Source organism: Paenibacillus sp. FSL R10-2788 (genome assembly GCF_038003885.1).
In the GTDB taxonomy this organism is placed as follows: Bacteria; Bacillota; Bacilli; order Paenibacillales; family Paenibacillaceae; genus Paenibacillus_AQ; species Paenibacillus_AQ odorifer.
In genome coordinates, this window is record NZ_JBBOQA010000001.1 from 4878919 (window position 1) to 4898163 (window position 19245).

A 19245-nucleotide genomic window follows, 5' to 3' on the forward strand; every position below is an offset into this window, starting at 1 on the left:
CCATTGGTCTCTAAAAAATAGTGGGATGCCCCCCGTCGTGTTTATTTATAAAAATATCAATAATATAAACATAAAAAAACCGACTCCTATGGAGCCGGTTCTGTTCTTCCTAGCTATTCTACTTTAATTGTGTCGAAGAATTTCTCTTGCACTGTTTTGGCAGCAGCTTCAAGCTGTGTCTTGGAATCTGTTCCTTTTTTGGAGAACAGCTCTTGAATTACATTGGACATGGTTGCGTAGTAGTCCTGTGTATTGTATTGCGCTTCCGGTTTACCGTCCAGCAAACCTAAAATATCAGGGCTGTACTGATATACATTTGTATATTTATCATACACAGCTTTCGTTTTCTTGCCGAAGTCAGAATCTGCAGAATAGTAATCTAAGAGCGGCGGAATAAAGTATTTACCATCCGTTGTACGTTGTTGCAGAACCGCATCCAGTGCTTCTAGACCTTTATCGGAGAAGTAATCAAATGTAATATAACGGAATGCCATTTCTTGCTCGTCTGGTGTTGCATTTGGATTGATTACAAGGTAGTCACCACCAAGTACCCCGGTGTGTTTTCCGCCTTTTTCCATTGCAGGCATTGGATACGTAAGTACATCTTCTGGTTTCAGACCGCCCTGATTCAACGCTTGCTCAATAACACCGTCAGATCCAGCCATTACCATTGCTGTACGACTTTGTTGGAATGCGCCTACAGCATCACCCCAGCCCAGTGCCCAGTCCTGAGGAATCGCGTTTGCTTCCCATCTAAGTTTCTTGTAGAAATCCAGCGCTTTAATCCCAGCCTCAGAATTAAAAGTAGCTACAACCTTACCGCCTTCAATCTTCTGAATTTCACCGCCAGCTTCGAACAGGAAGTTGGTCCAGTTCCAGCCTGCTTCATTCCCTTTACCCATTGGAGCAATACCGGAAATCCCTTTTTTGGTATCAGCTACGCCTTTGGCGGTATTCAGCATATCATCCCAAGTCCAATCCATAGGTGGAACAGCAACACCTTTTTCGTCCAGCATTTTTTTGTTGATCATTGTGGTTGTTACATAACCCTTTTGAGTTACGCCGAAGACTTTACCGTCAATGATAAATTGATTTTGGAGAACCGGGTTAATTTGATCCTTAAATTCGTATTTATTCCACAGATCCGTAATGTCAGCTACCCAGCCTTTTTCAACTAGGAATTTTGCTTCTGTAGCGTAGGTGTTAAAGAAGGTTGGAGCTTCATTCGCTGCCATTTTGATGCCGATTTCACTTACATTGTACTGCCAATCGTCTTTGACGATTTCAACATTCGGATATTCCTCTTGGAAACGTTTGATCTTGTCATCTTCCTGTGCTCTAACTTCGGTTAGGTCAGGGGTTGGATAGTGAATTTTGATGGTCACTTTTCTTTGTGTGATATCATCAGTTGGCGCTGCTGTAGCACTGCCAGCATTATCTGTTGCAGCATTCGTTGGCGCAGTAGTCGCTTCCCCTTCCTTGTTTCCTGTCGTGTTTCCGTTATTGTTATTACCGCCGCAAGCGGTTAACAACGATCCGGCCACAAGGAGGCTTAGTAGCACGCTAGAGTACTTACGCATTGAAACTCCCCTTTTCAATTCATAGTTATCTTACATATCGATCATAAAAGAGAAATCGTTTACAAACGAGGTGCATTTATATTCCTTTCATGTGCATGTTTACGATCCGTGACTAAATCCGTCGATCCGCGCTTATCCCTTAACTGCTGATAATGCGACGCCACGCATAATGAACTTTTGGAAGATCAGGAAGACAAGGATCGGCGGCAACGATACGATAAATAGGATGGCGAATTTAATATTCGTATTAAGTGCCTTTACATTAATAACGTATTTATAGATTGCTGTCGCGAGCGTATATTTCTCTTCACTGTGCATAACCAGAGATGGCCAGAACCAGTCATTCCATGCGGTAGAAAAGATAAAGATCGCCAGCGTAGCAAAAATCGGAACCGACAATGGCACTGCAATGGAGAAAAAGCTTCTCGGCTCAGAGGAACCGTCAATCCGCGCTGCTTCAAAAATTTCAGGGTGTATCCCATCAAAAAAGTTCTTTAAGAGTAGAAAATAGAATGTATTCGCACCAGCAGGCAGCCAAAAAGCAGCGTACTGATTCAGTAATCCAAGCTCTTTTAGATTGACAAAGTTGGGAATCATATAGCTGGTCGCCGGAATAAACAATGTCATCAGGAAAAAGAAATAAATTGCCTTTCTGTAAGGGACATTCATACGAGAAATGCTGAAAGCAGACATTCCCAATACTACTAGTGTCACGACCATATTCCCCACAAAAATATAAATGGTGTTTTTAAGGAACATCAGCAGATCAATGTAATTCATCGCTTCCTTAAGGTTGCTGAAGTGCCATTCCTGCGGGAAAAAATGCGGTGGGAATGAGTTCACCTCTTGATTCGATTTCAGTCCGTTAAATAACGTCATACAGATCGGATACAGCATGCTGAACACCATAATCAAAATAACCACGCACATCAAGCCATAAACGATCTTATTGCTTGTTTTTTTCAAATCATGTTCTGAGAGAATCCCTCTGTCTGCGCTCTTCATCTTAGTTGTCCTCCTTGTTAAGCTTGAACTGTAAAATGCCCAAACCACCTAGGACAATGAACATTAGCATGCCAAGCGCAGTCGCCGTTCCATAATCGAGTCGCGTAAAAGCATATTTTACGATCAGCAGCGCATAGGTAAGCGTAGTATTATTCGGTCCACCATCAAGCAGCGCCATTTGTGACTGATACCCTTGTGAAGTCCCGATAATCTGTAATATCAACATCAAAATGATCAAATTACGTAGCGAAGGCAATGTGATGTACTTTATACGTGCCCACACACCCGCCCCATCAATCTCAGCTGCTTCATACCAATCCCGCGGAATGCTGAGTACAGCAGCCAAGTATATTAACATCCCTGATCCAAACTGCTGCCACGTCTCCATAAAAACAAGAGAAATCATCGACCACCTTGTATCTGTCAGGAAGGCAACCTGGTCCACACCAAGCGAGCTTAATACCGCATTGATTGGGCCCACCGGATCATAAATCCATCTCCAGAGTCCATATAGAACCACACCAGGCATAACGAAAGGAAGGTAAGCCGCTACCCGTACAAAGCCCCCAAACCTTCTCAGCTCCGAGATCATAATGGCAAAAGCAATCGGAACCCAGAACCCGATAATAAGACATAGAAGCATGTAATACCCCGTATTTTTTAACGCGGTCAAAACATCTGGATCACTAAGGGCTCTAGCGTAGTTCTCAAAGCCAACAAAGCTATTCCCTTTTACAAAATCAACATGGTAGAAGCTGTACAACAAGCCTTTAAAAATTGGCACCCACAGGAACATTACAAAAATAATCACAGCAGGTACGAGGAACATATATCCCCAAAAGTTTTTCTTCCAGCGGTTTTGCTTGTAAGGTGTACCCTTCAGCGCCGGCGGATTTTCGGATACAACTGCGGTTTGATTCATCAGGCTCCCTCATTCCATTTTTCTTTCAGCATTTTTCGCAAAATGCTTCCTACCTTAAATTGTAGAAAATGAGGGTTGTACTGAACATGTCTAAATCTACCGAAGTAGTATGTGTTTTTACTTCTTCAATTCACTGGGGCTAATCCCATAATATTTTTTGAAAATTTTACTAAAATGCTCCGGTGATTCATAACCTACACGCTCGGCGATTTCGTATCTGCGAAGATCTGTGTTCAAAATCATGTCCCGGCTTTCTTCCATCCGCAGCTTAATTACATATTCCCACAGGTTGTAACCTGTATTTTTCTTAAACAGATAGCTCAAATAATTGGGACTGACATGGTTTTTCTTAGCCACTTCATGGATGGTTAATCCTTTTTGCGCATAGTTCTCGTCAATATACTCTCTTGCTTTCTCTACAATCAGATTGCTGCGTGTATGAAGCTCTTCTACTGAAGGATCGGTTGTGTAGCTGTTCCAATTAAAATCCCCGTAGTAAAACACATAATGGTCATTATGTTCATTATTCCAAAGAATGGCTTTGGAGGCTTGACGGTTCAATACAGCCATAAATGATAGACCCTTGAGAATCTGGCTGATGCCGATGACTGCATTTAAGTGCAGATATTTTTGAATATTAAAATGAAGACTGCGGCCAAGAATATCTAGCCTATTGATTTGACTGGCAGACGAATCTTCATAGCTTTTTTCATCCCATTGAATAATGATCGTTATTTCTTCATCCTCTGCGTAAAAGGCTGTCGAGTTCCACTCCTGATCCATCAGCTCTTTGGCGATATTCAGCGCGGCATAACAAAGAAGCCGTCTGTCCCGCAGGGTGTAGTGCTTCTCCTGATTCATTCCAGCCAGAGGCACCTTAATTTTTAAGACGGAAAAATACGGCCCTTGCAGCTTCAGGTTATCCAGCTTTTGTAAGCGTTCTGCATCACACAGTACACCTTCAGGCTCATTGAGCAGCTCATTTAATAACTTGCTGTATTCCGGAAGCGGCTCTTCCAGCCGAAAGCTTTCGTTAATCCCTGACATGAAAATGTCCAATTCTGGTGATGGTTTGCCCATCTTAAGCAGCACATTTCGCACCGAATCCAGAAATTGCTCACTGTTCAAAGGTTTGATCAAATAATCCTTCGCGCCAAGCCTAACCGCCATTTGCGCATATTGAAATGTCTCGTGTGCAGAAATCACGATGGTCTGTACCCAGGGTTTGGCCAATTTTGCATGCTGCATCAGATCAATCCCGCTCATTGCGCCCATCTGAATATCAGTAACGAGCAGGTCTATTTCCTCCATCCGAATGCAGTCCAGCGCTTCAAAACCACTGTTTGCTGTATAAATATGGTCTATGTTTAACCCCGAAGAAGCTAATAAATTGCTCAGCCCTTTACAAATCAAGGGTTCGTCATCCACAACTAATATATTGAACATATCTGTATGCTCCCCTTCCTTAGTCCTGATTCTCTGATTTCGGAAGCTTAACCGTCACCAATGTACCGCCCTCTTTACGAGGCGTATAGCTGATGCCATAATCAGAGCCAAAGTGTAAATGTATGCGCTGGTTAATGTTGCGAATCCCGTAACCGCTGGCCGGATTTGGACTGTCGTCATTCAGCACAGCTTCAATGGCCTGATAATCAACAGACTTATATCCGTTATCTTCAATAGTGATCTCGACGGTATCGTCCACACAAACTGCGCTAATGATGATTTCCCCATCCTCGCCCATATTTTTGACACCATGAATAATAGCATTCTCAATTAACGGCTGCAGGGTAATTTTAGGAATTAGATTTCTTTTCGTATCTGGATGAATCTCCATTACAACACGAAATATATAATCATACCGGTGCTGCTGCAGCTTGATATAGGCCGTTGCATGCTCCAGCTCTTCTTCAAGGCTAATCAGCTCCCTTCCCCGACTGAGGCTAATCTTCATAAGCTTGGATAATTCCTTGATCATCTCGGCGGATTCAACGTTACCTTCCAGCGAGCTTTTCCAGTAAATACTCTCCAAAGTGTTGTAGAGCAAATGCGGATTGATCTGTTGATAGAGCAGTTGAAGCTGTGATTCCTTCTGTTTTAGCTCCATCTGATATTTATAAGTAATTAGTCCATTAAGCCTGCGGGCCATGTCATAGGTAGATCCAATCAGCACACTGACCTCATCGTTACTCCCTCTTTTTGGCGTCTCAGGGACACGATTGCCTGGCTCAAACTTTCGGACGAAAAAGGCTAACTTTTGCAAAGGCGTCATTAATGAACGCCAGAAATAAGTAATCATGATTAATCCAAAAACAGCATAGGCCACAGTTATGTATTGAATCACACTTTTCATTTCGTTTTGTTGCTGCAGCAGTGCTTTTACGGCGATTTTGTAGACTAGCTTCTGTCCTAAGGCGTGGTTATTATTGACCACATAAATAAAATCCGAGGTAATAACATCCACGGTACCTTCCAAATCCTCAGCAATGACCGTTTCCGGCAACGTAATGATCTCACCAGTATTATTCGTAGTAGAAGCGAGTACACGATTATCCAGATCCGTTAAGTAAATATCACCATCAGGCAACGATATGGATTTGAGGGATTCTCCGATTTTCGCGTCCATCTTGGTAATGACTAAGACCCCAATAGTCTCAGCTTTCCTGGAGATGTTATTGACAGCTCTCATATAGGTAAGAGTCTTCAAGTTTTCCGCTTGCGCACTTAGCTTCCCTGTGAATTTTAGAGATCCGCGGCCCTTTTTCTGGACAACCTCCTCGAACCAATATGGCTCTTCCGCTTTGGAAAAGAAATATACCCCCGCCTTCTTAACCTGCGGGAAATTGGGTGCAAAAAAATAATAATCCTCGGGATCGTATATATAAAGGGAATAATAGATGCCGTCCCCACGCTCAGCTCCCTGCGAGTAACTGACCAACAGCTTCTCTATCGTCTCATAGCGTTTAACCCGCTCCAGGATGGTATCCGAACCCGTCATATTAATCTGCTGAATCAGAGGGTTTTGAATTACAGTGGTAGTAATTTTATTTACGGTATCGATATCTCGGTTAATGATGGTGAAGTTTTGCTTGTTCAGCTCTACATAAGCATTCGTCACATGGCGCTTCAGAATTTGCTCAGCCTTCATATTCCCGTAAATGTTCAAAAACAGAATGGGCGAGATCATAATCAGAAACAGCAGGATAAGCTGCTGTTTGACGTTCAGCTTCAGAATCGGCCGAATCAGCCTAGACAACATCGAGATGCACCTCCGGGTTCAATAACTATATCAAAGTGATAAACGCTTACATATGTTTATTTTAAAGTTTTTTATGTTCATTTGTATGTAGTTTTTTCTGTTGGACGGATAAAAAGAGCACGATGATATGTTCGCCATACGTGGAGCGTTTGGGCTTACGATCGCTGTTATCCTCAGATTTCCTGATTTTATACCGCTGAGCGGTAGAAATCCGAGGATAAAGGCGACCACTGGCGTTTCTCCAGCTCCAAACCTCCACTTCGCAACTCTATCAACGAACTCTTAAAAACCGCAAACAGAAAAAGGGGCGGACGGCGTAAAGACCACTGCGTGGGGCTAGGAGGAATGAACTCTATATGGAAGAAGTGCGATGTATGTTCTTGAACACTTGAACACTCAAGTACTTCAATACTTGAATGTGCTTTGCTGTTGGGCGTCTGGATTACTTGATGTGCTATTTAGCTGCTTGTTGTGCGTTAGGATTACCGGATGTGCGGCTTTGCTGCTTGTTGAGCGTTTGGATTACTTAATGTGCGACTTACTACTTATTCGGCGTTTTGCATTCCCATACGCCCTCTTCACGATGAGCTATAGGACTCAGATGCAGCTATTTGGCTAATTTTTGGCTTTTACGAGGAGTTTCGGACTCCAGAGGCGTTATTCGTTCCAAACTACGCGATATGTGGGCTTTTCGAACCAATAGCGACTATGGAGTCCGATAGGTTCGCATATGAGCCGAATTATTACTTATAGAGACTATGAGGTCCGATAAACTGTTGAGCTTTTTGACTAACCTTCTGAATTATTTACTATACGGCTAATAGCGACTATGGGGTCCGATCACCGTCTGAGCTTAATACTAACCTTTTGGATTACTTAATGTGTAGCTAACTACTTATTCGGCGTTTTACATTCCCACACACCCCTTCACGATGAGCGATCGGACTCAGATGCTGCTATTTGGCTGATTTTTGGCTTTTACGAGGAGTTTCGGACTCCAGAGGCGTTATTCGTTCCAAACATACGCGATATGTGGGCTTTTCGAGCCAATAGAGACTATGGAGTCCGATAGGTTCGCAAATAAGCCGAATTTTGGCTAATAGCGACTATGAGGTCCGATAGACAGTCTGAGCTAGCTAAATACAGAGACTTTGCACAAAAAAAGACCGCCCCCAAAGTCATCCGCTACTTTGGAGTCGGTCCCTTGTTCATTTAGAAATTTAGTCTGTCAGCAGCTCATACAATCCTTTTACGACCAGATCAGCTTCTTTCAGCACCTCAGGTTTGCCGATACCTACAACCTTCATTCCAGCAGCTTTACCTGCTTGAACGCCTGCCTCAGCATCTTCAAACACAACACATCCATCCGGCTGCAAGCCTATCTCTTGAGCCGCGATCAGGAATACCTCTGGGTCAGGTTTGGCTAGTGACACTTTGTTGCCGTCAACAACTGCATCGAATAAGTCTGTAATGTTCAGCTTATTCAAAATAAACTCAGCGTTCTTACTGGCTGATCCTAGCGCAATCCCAATCCCACGTGATCTCAATCCTGTTAGGTATTCTTTCACTCCAGGCAGCAGCTCCGATTCCTCGAGTCGAGAAATGTATTCTACGTACAGGCGGTTTTTCTTCTCCGCCATTGCCTGCTTCTCTGCTTCCTCAAATTCCAGGCCACCCACTTCCAGCAGGATATCAAGCGATCTCAGCCGGCTCACACCTTTAAGCCGTTCATTATCCTCCTCCGTGAATTTAAAGCCAAGCTCATCTGCAAGACTCGCCCACGCCAAATAATGATATTTGGCTGTATCTACGATCACGCCGTCCAGATCAAAGATGGCGCCTTTCATATTTTCCAACATTGATTTGCTTCCTCTCCGTTGTGTATTAATATTTATACTCCTGTTTCGACAAAGCCAGTCGAAGGTTCTCACCAGCAGAGCACGACTTGCCTTCTCCGCCTTGCACCGAGAATACTAAGTCTCCACTGTAATCAGCAGCTGTGATCACAGTGACTTCATCCTTACTGATCCGCAGTTGGATGGTATCGCCGCGCAGCGTAACCGGAAGCTGAACAGACTGCCAATGTTGCGGCAGAGATGGATTGATGTGCACAACCCCTCCGTCGTAGTCCAGCCCAGCGAAGCCAAGAACCGCAGCCATCCAAGCACCACCATTCGCAGCTGGATGAGTCCCTCCGATGTAGAGATCCCCTACATATTGCTTAGATTCGCCGGTGAGATCGACGGTAGCCGTACGCATAAAATACGGATAGCCCCAATCCGGTGAACCAATATCAGCAGCTACCAAAGCGTAGATACAAGGGCTTAAGCTTGATCCATGTTCCGTACGCGGTTCGTAAAATCCCCAGTTCGCTTGTTTCACTTCCTTGCTAAAGGAGTGTTTAAACAGATTCAGCATCAACACAACGTCTGCTTGTTTAAGTATGGTTGTGGTGGTAGCTAAGCCATTGCCGCCGCCAAAATACTCATTTTTATTAAGCACACGTGATTTCAGTTCTGTTAGTTCTACATCCTCCAAGGTGAGGTACCGGTCGAATTGTTCAATAACAAGACTGGCAGGATCAGGCTGTGGAACATAAAAGCTATCCAGCATCGTTTTGAACTCCTTCAGGAATGGCCCTGAGCTAAACGGAGCGGACAATTGACCGTAGGCCTCAGGATACTTCTCTTGCAGCAAAGCTGCCGTATGCAAGGCAATCTCCAGCGTCTCTTTAACCAGTGCATTGGTAAAAGCATTATTGTTCACACGCTCATGATATTCATCCGGACCTGTTACATCCAGAATCTCAAACCGCTGTTTAACCGAATTATAGTAAGCGTAAGAGTAGAAAAAGCGAGCGCATTCCCAGATCACCTCAGCTCCTCCACTAGTAAGCAGACTTTCATCGCCTGTGAATTGAACATACTTCCAGATCCCATGCACAACGTCACCACTGATATGAACCTGCTTATCGCGGAAATAGGTCCGCATCGGCCGGCCTGTAAATACATCGTTCACATTAAACAGCGTACAGGCATCGTCTCCCGTATCCTGACTTTCCCAAGCATAAAATGCGCCCAAAAATCCATATTCCGCTGCCTTACGGCGAGCACCATCCAATGTATGAATCCGGTACATCATCAAGTTCCGCGCTACCTTAGGATCACTGTGCAGGAAAAACGGCAACATAAACATTTCCGTATCCCAGAATACAGCTCCCTTATATACCTGACCCGATAATCCCCGGGCTGGAATAGACACCTTCTCCGAAACTGTAGGGGCAATGATTAACAGCTGATAGATACTATATCTCAAGGCAAATTGGGCAGCTTCATCACCTTCGATGATTACATCGCTGTGTGACCATCTCTCGTCCCATAACAGACGATGAGCCTTAAATAACCCCTCAAAACCCAGCGCCTCAGCAGCATGGACAGATTTAACAGCTTCCGACTCCGGCTGATCAGCATCAAGTCCAGTATAGACTGCTACATACTTAAACCATTCATACGTCTCACCCGCACGGGCATCAAAAGAAATCCGGCGAACAGCAGCCCCATCTTCCAGTAGCTCCTCACCAAAACTGAATACCGCCCTCTCCGCCACAACAACCGGAATCTTCAATTCTCCGCTAACAGAAGAAGAGATCAGCACCTCGTCCTTGAGCTGTACCTTTTGTCCGTAAAGATGAGGCCCATTGATATCCCACACATCTACGTCAATTCCCGTCTCAATCGCTACTCGGCAGTCTTGAGTACTGCGAATAGAGTATTTACTAACGAGCAAGTGAAGATTATCCTGGCTTACGAAACGATCTGCGGTAAACGTCAACGCCCCACCGTCAGATACAGCATATTCAGTGCTCCGATGATGAATGGCATTTCGGATATTCAGCTCCTGAGTATGAGCGACCGGTTCACAGTCAAGCACACTTAAGAGCTGATCATTACAGAAAACTTTGGTCAACAATCCATTAGGGGCATTAACTGGTTCTCTCCATTTGTCCCCCTCTTTGTCATATAGTCCTGCGAGGGTGACAGCTACTAGCTCAGTTTTACTGAATTCCTCCAGTGTGCCGCGATACCCCATGTAGCCGTTGCCTAACATATATTTGTTACCGTTCGTCGTCACAAGCTGTTTATCAAAACAACTCTCCTTTACGATCCAGTTCATCCTGCCAGCATCCCTTCGCCTAGCGGAAGCGTCTTCCCGGAAGCATCCACTGTAATCGACTGTCCGTACACTATAATTTCGGTACTTCCACCATTAACCGCAGTGATTGTTACTGAATTTTTGTCGACCACAATTCTCAGAAGCACTCCTTCATACAATACTTGGAAGCTATATTCATCCCAGCGTTCTGGCAGGGTTGGCTGAAAGGACAGACGTGCTCCATCCGAACGCATTCCACCAAAGCCGTAAACAATATTCATCCAAGCAGCTGCAATTGAGGTAGTATGCAGCCCTTCACGGGTATTGCGGTTATAGTTGTCTAAATCCAGTCGAGTAGCAAATTCAAAAAACGAATATGCTTCCTCGGGTTTGCCGATTTCACTCGCCAAAATGGAGTGGATCGAAGGTGACAGCGAAGACTCATGAATACATCTAGGCTCGTAATATTCATAGTTCGCCAGCTTCGCTTCTTTAGAGAATTGTCCGCTGTACAAGAACATAAACATAAGTACATCCGGCTGCTTAATCATGTCATAGCGATACAAACGATCATATGACCAGTTCGAATATAACGGGAATTCTGTAACAGGAATCGAATGAATATCAATATGTGGCATATCGAAGAACCCATCATGCTCTTCATAAACTCCTGTCACTTCGTCAACCGGAATCCGCATATGCTGCGCCTTGTTTTCCCAATCGGTGAGTTCCTCGTCATGAAGTTCTGTTTTCTCTACCACAGCTGCAAAAGCAGCAGGAGCCTGTTCTTTCATCTCCCGAAGAGTCTCTAGGGTGTATTCAAAAGATTGTTGAGCCATCAGATTAATGTAGCAGTTGTTATTGACCATCAATTGGAACTCATCAGGGCCCATAACGCCAAAATAACCATATTCCCCGCTGCGTTGCCCCCATTGGCCACGTGTAGCATAGAATCTGCTGATCTGAATCAGCATCTCAGCCCCTTTACTGTGCAGGAAGCTTTTATCACCGGTATTTTTGACATAATGCCAAATGCCATAAGAAACAGCAGTCCCTACATGAAGCTGAAGATTAGAGTGCTGCCAGAGATCACAGCTTTCTGTTCCATCTATAGTAGCAATTGGATAGCAGGCTCCCTCACAATCCACCTCTTTAGCGCGCTGCATAGCCTGCGGCAATGTTTTATATCTGAATTCCAATAAGCTCCGGGCAGCCCTTGGATTATTGAACATATAGAACGGTAAGCAATAGGATTCTGTATCCCAAAAAGCCAACCCACGATATACTTCACCCGTCAGCCCTTTGGCACCAATATTAAATCCGGGATGATCGCCATGATAGGTCTGATAAAGCTGGAAGATACAGAAACGAATACCCTGCTGATTCTCAGGATCGCCCTCAATTCGGATATCACTTGTCTCCCAGATGCCCTTCCAATAAGCTGTCTGATCAGCGATTATTTGGGTATCTGTCAACTGGCTTGCTGTTTCAGCAAGAGACAGACCTTTGCTCCACAGCTCTTCAGCTGTATGGGCAGAATCACTATCCGAATAGTTCATAACCAGTTTGGTAAAATAGGAGACTTCTCCTTCCGTAAGGTCCAGGGTGAAATTTTGTCCAATAAATTTATCACTCTCGACAGCAGTGAGCTGTAACGGCTGCGAGGATTGTAAGGTAAAGCTTGAGAACAGCTTATTCCCAGTATTCACTGTACTCGCCATAATAGCAGAGGACGCTCCACTTACTCCGCTGCGGAGACTGTTCCACATACATTCGCCGCGTTCTTCATGAATAATGCCGAAATCAAGACCTGTACAAATGTCCACGCTCCCCGAGAAATTAAGAGGTTCAAAATCTACCCGCTGCAACCCCAAATGAGACATAGTCATACTGACCAGACGTGTAAAGACTACTTTTAGCGACTTGCCATCGTTTAGATGCCAGACTAGCTCTCTCCGGTACGTACCTTTACGAAGATCCAACCTACGCACATAATCCGTTACGTTGCTTTTTGCTAAATCAAGCTGTTCACCATCTACAGATAGACGTGTATACAGCCAGTCCACCGCATTCACCATATATCTCAGCGAGCGAATAATCCCTTTATAGTGATTGCCAATATCCAATTGTTCATTTAATCCATTAAAATAACTTCCTTGCAGGGTGTCACCTGAATATCCTTCCTCTGCATATCCCCGTACACCCATATATTCATTACCCAATGAAAAAATAGATTCCGAAGTCCGATTTCGCTCTGGATCAAAGCCCTCTTCAATAATTGCCCACGGATCAACCTTAAGATATTTGTCTGCTACTTTAGCCATATATGATTTCTCCTTCTCCTGATTTTTGCTCCAATTTCAGGATATCGCTGCATAGCAGTAGAGCCAATGTCCGACCGTAATGAAGATGTGTGCATTTATACGGAGTTGAGATAAAACTAATTTCTTGAACATGAATTTCAGCTATGTTATATGTTACAATCTAACGGGGACGCAAAAAAACAGCGATTAACCCAGTATTTGAGAATAATGGATAGCCGCTGTTCATATATCATAAACGTGAGATCACTTACTCTTTTTTAGTTAAAAAGAATATTACATCGAACACTTTAGAAGTGAAATTTATCACAATGTTGAAAATTCGACACTTTTAAACGATTTTTTATAACCAATTCGAGGGATTTTCAAGGTATAATTAATTTAAAATTTACTGAAAAACTGAGGGAATAAAGGGGATGTCGATTATGCTAAAAGAACATTACAATGTTATCGAAGCCCACGGAAATACAAACTGTTTCTCCGAACAGAATTTCAACAGACTTCTAGTTACAATGAAAGAGCGCATAGTTCCAGAGGGTTCACATCTATTCTGGGAAGGCGACTACTCGGATAAATTGTTTTATATCAAACGTGGACGTGTGAAATTAACTAAATCTACTGATGAAGGTAAAGAACTCATTCTTTATATGTATCAAGCTGGTGATATGGTAGGTCAAGCAGATCCATTCTTCAGCACTAAGCATAGCTTTACAGCCGAAGTGATTGAAGAAAGTGAAGTTGGCGTCATCGAACAAAAGGATCTAGAAATTCTCATTTGCCAACATTGTGATTTTGCTATCGACTTTATGAAATGGATGGGTATTCATCACCGTCTCACCCAAACTAAATTCCGTGATCTAATGATGTACGGCAAACCTGGTGCACTATGCTCCACGCTCATTCGTCTTGGCAATACCTATGGTGAGAAGAGCAGCGATGGTGAGAATATCCTTATCAACAAAAAAATTACGCATACAGATTTGTCCAACATGATCGGTGCCACTCGTGAAAGTGTTAACCGGATGCTGAGCGACCTGCGTAAAAAAGATGCTGTTGAGTATGAGAACGGTATGATTGTCATCAAGGACCTTGGCATGCTGCAAGAAATTTGCCACTGCGAACTGTGTCCGAACGAAATCTGCCGGATCTAATTCCGTTATAATATACCCTCTATTCACCTCAATGAAACATACATGACCCAATTATTCTGCATAATATAAAATAGAGTGGTCCAAGGCGCCTAATGCAGGTGTCTTTTTTTTATATTCAACAAAAAAAGAGCTAAACCCAAGATCGGTTCAGCTCTAATATAGTTAATTAAAAATGGATTTAACGGTTATTGCGAGTACCACGCACTGGTGAGATCAGCCAATAGGCCATGCCGACAAATACGCCCCCACCAATGATATTCCCCAAAGTTACAGGGATCATATTATGCAGCCATCCAGCTATCGTAATGGTTTCCGGATGATTCGGAAGCAACACAGCAACACTAAGCAGAGTCATATTAGCCACACTATGCTCATATCCGCTTGCGATAAAGGCGAACAGACACCACCAGATTAAAATTAGCTTAGCAGATTCACTTTTAGCACGTGAGGACATCCATAGCGCTAAACAGACCAGCCAGTTACATAGGATTCCACGAAAAAACAGCTCAGAGAACGGGAGACTCATTTTTTTAGCAGCGGCTGTAAAGATCAAATGCTCTGGCGGCGCAGCACTGAATAACCCAGTCCCACGAATTAAAAGCGCTAAAATCACTGCACCCACCACATTCCCGATGAATACAAGGATCCAGTTCTTAACGGTATCCCAGATACTGGTTCTGCCTGCCAGTGTACTTACAGTAAAAAACATATTATTCCCAGTAAACAGTTCTGAGCCTGCAAATACTACAAGCGTCAAGGCGATGCCGAAGGATGTACCCATAATAAGCGGTTGGAAAGGTGATTTAGCAGCTGCTAGCGGTGCTCCTAGAGAGAAAATAAGGATAATCCCAATGCCTACATAAGCACCTGCCAACAGGGCTGCTAGAAAATATCTTGGCAAGCTTTCATTCATTTTGTCCCGCTTACTGACTGCCGTCTCTACGATGCTCTCCACACTTTGCGTAAACATAATACTCCACCCCACCGTTTTCTATTAAATCTATTACTACACTCTTCGGTGTCTACACGCTCACTGTAACTTTCTCTCCGTCCAGTGTGACTGGATAAGTCACAACACTACCTTGGTCTGGAGCCTGCACCTCACCCGTGCGCAGATCGATTTTCCAATCGTACAGCGGATCGTACAGATAGTGACCTGACACGATCCCTTCCGCAAGCGGGCCACCCTTAGGATGAGGACTACGATTCTCTACTGCATAGATGGCTCCGTCAGAGGCACGAAATACAGCCAGTTCAACAGCTCCAGCAATCACTACACGGCCAATCTGCAGCAGGAAATCCTGTACTGAGCCTATTGCATACGTTTGTGTGGTCTTATTCATTGGTCTCTCCCCTTCTGTGTGCGTTATATCCGCTAGACTCTTGTTTCTTCAAAAAGCGCAGTACGAGTGCTACTGTCATTAAGCATTTTTTTCCAAGGATCCGTCACCTGAGTCAGAGCAAAGTCAATCCGTGCGGCCAGCTCTTTGCGGTTATCTTCATTATTCAAAATGACCATTTGAATCTGCTCAAGTCCCATACGCTCAACCCACTCGGAGGTTCTCTCCAAATAATTGCCGGTCTCACGGTAATATTGCATCACAGCGGAGCACACTTCGATCAACTCTTCATCGGTCTTAATTTTGCAGAAGGAATCAGCAATCCGTGGTTTGATCCCACCGTTACCACCGATAAATACTTCCCAACCGCCGTCATTACCGACGATGCCAATATCCTTCGTGCAGGATTCCGCACAGTTACGTGGGCAGCCGTTGACAGCTATTTTAAACTTGGCAGGAAAATCAAGACGTTCATACTTACGTTCTATGAGCGCGCCCATTCCCAGCGAATCCTGTGTACCGAAACGGCAGAACTGTGAACCCACACAAGTCTTAACCGTACGTAGCGATTTGGCATAACCATAACCTGATGGCATATCGAGCTCTTCCCATACCTTCGGCAGATCCTCTTTTTTCACCCCGATTAGATCCAGGCGTTGCCCACCAGTCACCTTCACAACTTTTACATCATATTTAAGGGAGACATCAGCGATTTTCTTCAAATCCTCTGGTGTCGTTACCCCGCCGTACATGCGTGGAATAACGGTATAGGTTCCGTCTTTCTGAATATTGGCTCCCATACGTTCATTAACAAAACGTGATTCCTTCTCATCTTGATGTGTATCCGGATTTAGCATCCCCAGATAATAGTTAATCGCCGGACGGCATTTAGAGCAGCCTTCCTCTTGTTTCCAACCCAGTACATGCATAACCTCTTTAGTAGTACTAAGACCTTTAGCTGTAATCTCAGCAACAATCTCATCCCGGCTAAGCGTTGTACAGCTACAGATACCTTGCTTGGCAGACTGCTCAAAACTATCACCCAGGACAAATTGTAAAATTTGTTCTACAACCGGTTTACAACCTCCGCAAGAACGCGTCGCTCCTGTACATGCTTTGATCTCGTCCACAGTAGTAAAACCATTTTCTATGACCGCATCCACAATCGCTTTTTTCGTAACCCCATTACAGCCACAAACGATTTCTTCGTCCGCCATAGCTTCTACAGATGTGCTCTTTTTGGCTCCGCTTCCGCAGCAGCCCGTACCCATGACCTCTGTATAAATCTCATCAGTCATTACAGCACCTTGTTTTACTAACTTTTGCAGGTTAGCCGATTCCGTCACATCCCCGAACAGGACTGCACCAACAATGACATTGTCTTTGAGCAGAATTTTCTTATAGGTTCGCTTCCATTCATCTTTGCTTGAGATTACAGTGTGCTCAGGGGAATCCATAAACTCACCTGCAGAAAATACATCCACACCGGAAATTTTTAATTTGGTGGAGACAACAGAACCTTCATATGGATTTGTATCGCTTCCGCAGAGATGTTTAGCTAGAACCATACCCTGCTCGAAGAGCGGCGCTACTAATCCGTAACAAACTCCGCGATGTTCGGCACATTCGCCAATGGAATATACATTCTGCATAGAGGTCTGCAAATAATCGTCCACTACAATTCCACGATTAACAGCAATTCCGCTTTCTTTTGCCACAGTTATATTCGGTTTGATGCCTACAGCCATAACTACAAAATCAGCTGCAAGTGTAGTGCCATCACTAAATTGTAAACCACTTACTCTCTGTTCCCCTGTCAATTCTACTGTTTGTTTGCCCATGGCAAATTTCACGCCTTGACGCTCTAGCTCAGCTTGCAACATAGAGGAGGCATTACGATCAAGCTGGCGCTCCATTAGATCTTCCATCAGATGCACTACAGTAACGTCCATGCCAAGGTTCACAAGACCCTTTGCCGCTTCCAATCCAAGTAAGCCCCCGCCGATTACCGCCGCTTTGTTGTATTGTTTAGCCGCAGCTAGCATCGCATCACAATCTGCAATATCCCGGAAACCCACTACTCCTTCCTTATCACAACCAGGTACAGGTAAAATAAATGAATTCGAACCCGTTGCAATAATCACTTTATCGTAAGAAACAGCCATACCGTTATCCGCAATTACTTGCTTGGAATGCTCGTCAATTCGCGTAACTGTTGTTCCTGTATGCAAAGTAATGTTGTTATCTTCATACCAGTTCCAGTCGTTTAGGATGATATCGTTGATGGTTTTGCTGCCTTCGAGAACATAGGACAACATGATCCGATTATAATTGGGGTGAGGTTCGCTTCCAAAGACCGTAATGTCATAAGCTCCACCTAGCTTCAATATTTGCTCTAGCGTACCTATGCCTGCCATACCGTTGCCGACTAATACTAATTTTTCTCTCTTCGCTGCCATAGTTAGGTGCCTCCTCAGTCTTATCCGTTCTTGTTGAACTTTGCTTCAACTTATCTTCTACATAATGAAATTATACATTTCAAAATTTAAGAGAGATTGTGATTACAGTCACATTAAATGTGAATGTTTTCACATAAAAAATAAGACAACTTTGTTAGGTTCTAAATTCTAATAAAAAAAGCCAGATCACAGGTTCTGAATAACCGTAGATCTGGCATTTATGTACTTTTTTTAACGTATAGCCAATAAAATCTCCAATTCATCCTGCACTCTAAGCTTCATGTCCATTCCATTCTCAAGCAGCTGCTTCCCATTCACCTTCATCTTCCAAACTTCATTGCTAAGAGGAGTATAATCACCAATGGATAACACCTTTTTGTTGTCTTCGGTCAACTGCACCACACTGCTGTTCTTCAACAAACCTCTCACTGTTAAATCTTCAGTAAATCCCATAACATATGAATGATTCAAATTCACTTGCTCACTTCCGCCATTCACGGTCAACAACACAATTTGAAGGGGTTCCTCTTGTTCCTTAGACATCGCCGTAATTACTAATTTTGATTCATGCCCGACGGTTCGACCCCAATCCTCAGATCCAATGGTCTCCCCATCCATTTGCAGCTCCCAATTCATTCCTGGACTGAGTGAAATATTATTTACCGTTAGAATGCTTGTGTTATCCTCAGAAAAGGTGGCCTTCCCACTACCTTTCAGTAGGTCAAAGATCGTTATCCCTTTTCTGTAGCTCTCGCTAAGCTGCTTGTCCAAAGGGTTGGTCAGCAAGTCATTTCCCGCAACGATAAGCGAAAGCGTAGGCCCGTCTGATCCTGCTAAGCCATTATTCCCTTCATTATTAACGTCAGCAAGAGTCGAACATCCACCTATTATGAATACGATGACTAATCCTAGTAACAACCTCCACATATATTTCGTGGGCATAGTGACACCGCCTTGTCCCGCCTAATGACCACACAGCGTCTCAGGCTTGTAGTAAGTTATGCATACTGTCTATTTAAGAATAACGTAAATAAGCTTTGTTCTCAAATATAAAAA

Annotated in this window: 13 protein-coding genes; 1 reads left to right on the plus strand and 12 read right to left on the minus strand. The window is 43.8% G+C overall.

Translation table 11 applies throughout. The annotated features are described in order from the left end of the window. Positions 1 to 113: 113 nt before the first annotated feature. From NSQ50_RS21785 to NSQ50_RS21820, 8 genes are all read right to left on the minus strand, one after another. Positions 114 to 1580, minus strand: coding sequence for an ABC transporter substrate-binding protein (locus NSQ50_RS21785; protein WP_036682927.1), 1467 nt, complete (start codon positions 1578 to 1580; stop codon positions 114 to 116). 132 nt (positions 1581 to 1712) lie between these two features. Further along, positions 1713 to 2585: a carbohydrate ABC transporter permease gene (locus NSQ50_RS21790; RefSeq protein ID WP_036682930.1), complete on the minus strand. Its 873-nt coding sequence runs from the start codon at positions 2583 to 2585 to the stop codon at positions 1713 to 1715. 1 nt (position 2586) lies between these two features. Continuing rightward, positions 2587 to 3414, minus strand: a complete 828-nt coding sequence (locus tag NSQ50_RS21795; protein ID WP_370510615.1) for a carbohydrate ABC transporter permease — start codon at positions 3412 to 3414, stop codon at positions 2587 to 2589. Between the two features lie 210 nt (positions 3415 to 3624). Further along, positions 3625 to 4953, minus strand: a complete 1329-nt coding sequence (locus NSQ50_RS21800; protein ID WP_076104372.1) for a response regulator — start codon at positions 4951 to 4953, stop codon at positions 3625 to 3627. 19 nt (positions 4954 to 4972) lie between these two features. Then, positions 4973 to 6766, minus strand: a complete 1794-nt coding sequence (locus tag NSQ50_RS21805; RefSeq protein WP_036682936.1) for a cache domain-containing sensor histidine kinase — start codon at positions 6764 to 6766, stop codon at positions 4973 to 4975. Between the two features lie 1220 nt (positions 6767 to 7986). Beyond that, complete coding sequence (gene pgmB / locus NSQ50_RS21810) at positions 7987 to 8625, minus strand: beta-phosphoglucomutase (protein WP_051491264.1); 639 nt, start codon at positions 8623 to 8625, stop codon at positions 7987 to 7989. A 25-nt stretch (positions 8626 to 8650) separates the two neighbouring features. Next, complete coding sequence (locus NSQ50_RS21815; protein WP_038572556.1) at positions 8651 to 10939, minus strand: glycosyl hydrolase family 65 protein; 2289 nt, start codon at positions 10937 to 10939, stop codon at positions 8651 to 8653. Further along, complete coding sequence (locus NSQ50_RS21820; protein ID WP_036682942.1) at positions 10936 to 13242, minus strand: glycoside hydrolase family 65 protein; 2307 nt, start codon at positions 13240 to 13242, stop codon at positions 10936 to 10938. Before NSQ50_RS21820 ends, NSQ50_RS21815 begins: the two co-directional genes overlap by 4 nt. 422 nt (positions 13243 to 13664) lie before the next feature. Between NSQ50_RS21820 and NSQ50_RS21825 the strand changes: the two genes are divergently transcribed. Next, complete coding sequence (locus NSQ50_RS21825) at positions 13665 to 14390, plus strand: Crp/Fnr family transcriptional regulator (RefSeq protein WP_036682945.1); 726 nt, start codon at positions 13665 to 13667, stop codon at positions 14388 to 14390. Between the two features lie 178 nt (positions 14391 to 14568). Here the strand turns inward: NSQ50_RS21825 and NSQ50_RS21830 are convergent, their stop codons facing one another. From NSQ50_RS21830 to NSQ50_RS21845, 4 genes are all read right to left on the minus strand, one after another. Next, positions 14569 to 15360: a formate/nitrite transporter family protein gene (locus NSQ50_RS21830; protein ID WP_036682946.1), complete on the minus strand. Its 792-nt coding sequence runs from the start codon at positions 15358 to 15360 to the stop codon at positions 14569 to 14571. A gap of 52 nt (positions 15361 to 15412) precedes the next feature. Then, the gene (gene nirD / locus NSQ50_RS21835; RefSeq protein WP_036682949.1) at positions 15413 to 15733 is read right to left on the minus strand and encodes a nitrite reductase small subunit NirD; all 321 of its coding nucleotides are present in this window, start codon (positions 15731 to 15733) and stop codon (positions 15413 to 15415) included. 32 nt (positions 15734 to 15765) lie between these two features. Then, complete coding sequence (nirB, locus tag NSQ50_RS21840) at positions 15766 to 18189, minus strand: nitrite reductase large subunit NirB (RefSeq protein ID WP_036682952.1); 2424 nt, start codon at positions 18187 to 18189, stop codon at positions 15766 to 15768. A 231-nt stretch (positions 18190 to 18420) separates the two neighbouring features. Beyond that, positions 18421 to 19131, minus strand: a complete 711-nt coding sequence (locus NSQ50_RS21845) for a hypothetical protein (RefSeq protein ID WP_036682955.1) — start codon at positions 19129 to 19131, stop codon at positions 18421 to 18423. Between the last annotated feature and the right edge of the window lie 114 nt (positions 19132 to 19245).

Bases quoted from the DNA above. Each gene is read 5' to 3' on its own strand.
- NSQ50_RS21785 (WP_036682927.1), bottom strand. From the start codon at position 1,580: ATGCGTAAGTACTCTAGCGTGCTACTAAGCCTCCTTGTGGCCGGATCG.
- NSQ50_RS21790 (WP_036682930.1), bottom strand. From the start codon at position 2,585: ATGAAGAGCGCAGACAGAGGGATTCTCTCAGAACATGATTTGAAAAAA.
- NSQ50_RS21795 (WP_370510615.1), bottom strand. From the start codon at position 3,414: ATGTTCCTCGTACCTGCTGTGATTATTTTTGTAATGTTCCTGTGGGTG.
- NSQ50_RS21800 (WP_076104372.1), bottom strand. From the start codon at position 4,953: ATGTTCAATATATTAGTTGTGGATGACGAACCCTTGATTTGTAAAGGG.
- NSQ50_RS21805 (WP_036682936.1), bottom strand. From the start codon at position 6,766: ATGTTGTCTAGGCTGATTCGGCCGATTCTGAAGCTGAACGTCAAACAG.
- pgmB (WP_051491264.1), bottom strand. From the start codon at position 8,625: ATGTTGGAAAATATGAAAGGCGCCATCTTTGATCTGGACGGCGTGATC.
- NSQ50_RS21815 (WP_038572556.1), bottom strand. From the start codon at position 10,939: ATGAACTGGATCGTAAAGGAGAGTTGTTTTGATAAACAGCTTGTGACG.
- NSQ50_RS21820 (WP_036682942.1), bottom strand. From the start codon at position 13,242: ATGGCTAAAGTAGCAGACAAATATCTTAAGGTTGATCCGTGGGCAATT.
- NSQ50_RS21825 (WP_036682945.1), top strand. From the start codon at position 13,665: ATGCTAAAAGAACATTACAATGTTATCGAAGCCCACGGAAATACAAAC.
- NSQ50_RS21830 (WP_036682946.1), bottom strand. From the start codon at position 15,360: ATGTTTACGCAAAGTGTGGAGAGCATCGTAGAGACGGCAGTCAGTAAG.
- nirD (WP_036682949.1), bottom strand. From the start codon at position 15,733: ATGAATAAGACCACACAAACGTATGCAATAGGCTCAGTACAGGATTTC.
- nirB (WP_036682952.1), bottom strand. From the start codon at position 18,189: ATGGCAGCGAAGAGAGAAAAATTAGTATTAGTCGGCAACGGTATGGCA.
- NSQ50_RS21845 (WP_036682955.1), bottom strand. From the start codon at position 19,131: ATGCCCACGAAATATATGTGGAGGTTGTTACTAGGATTAGTCATCGTA.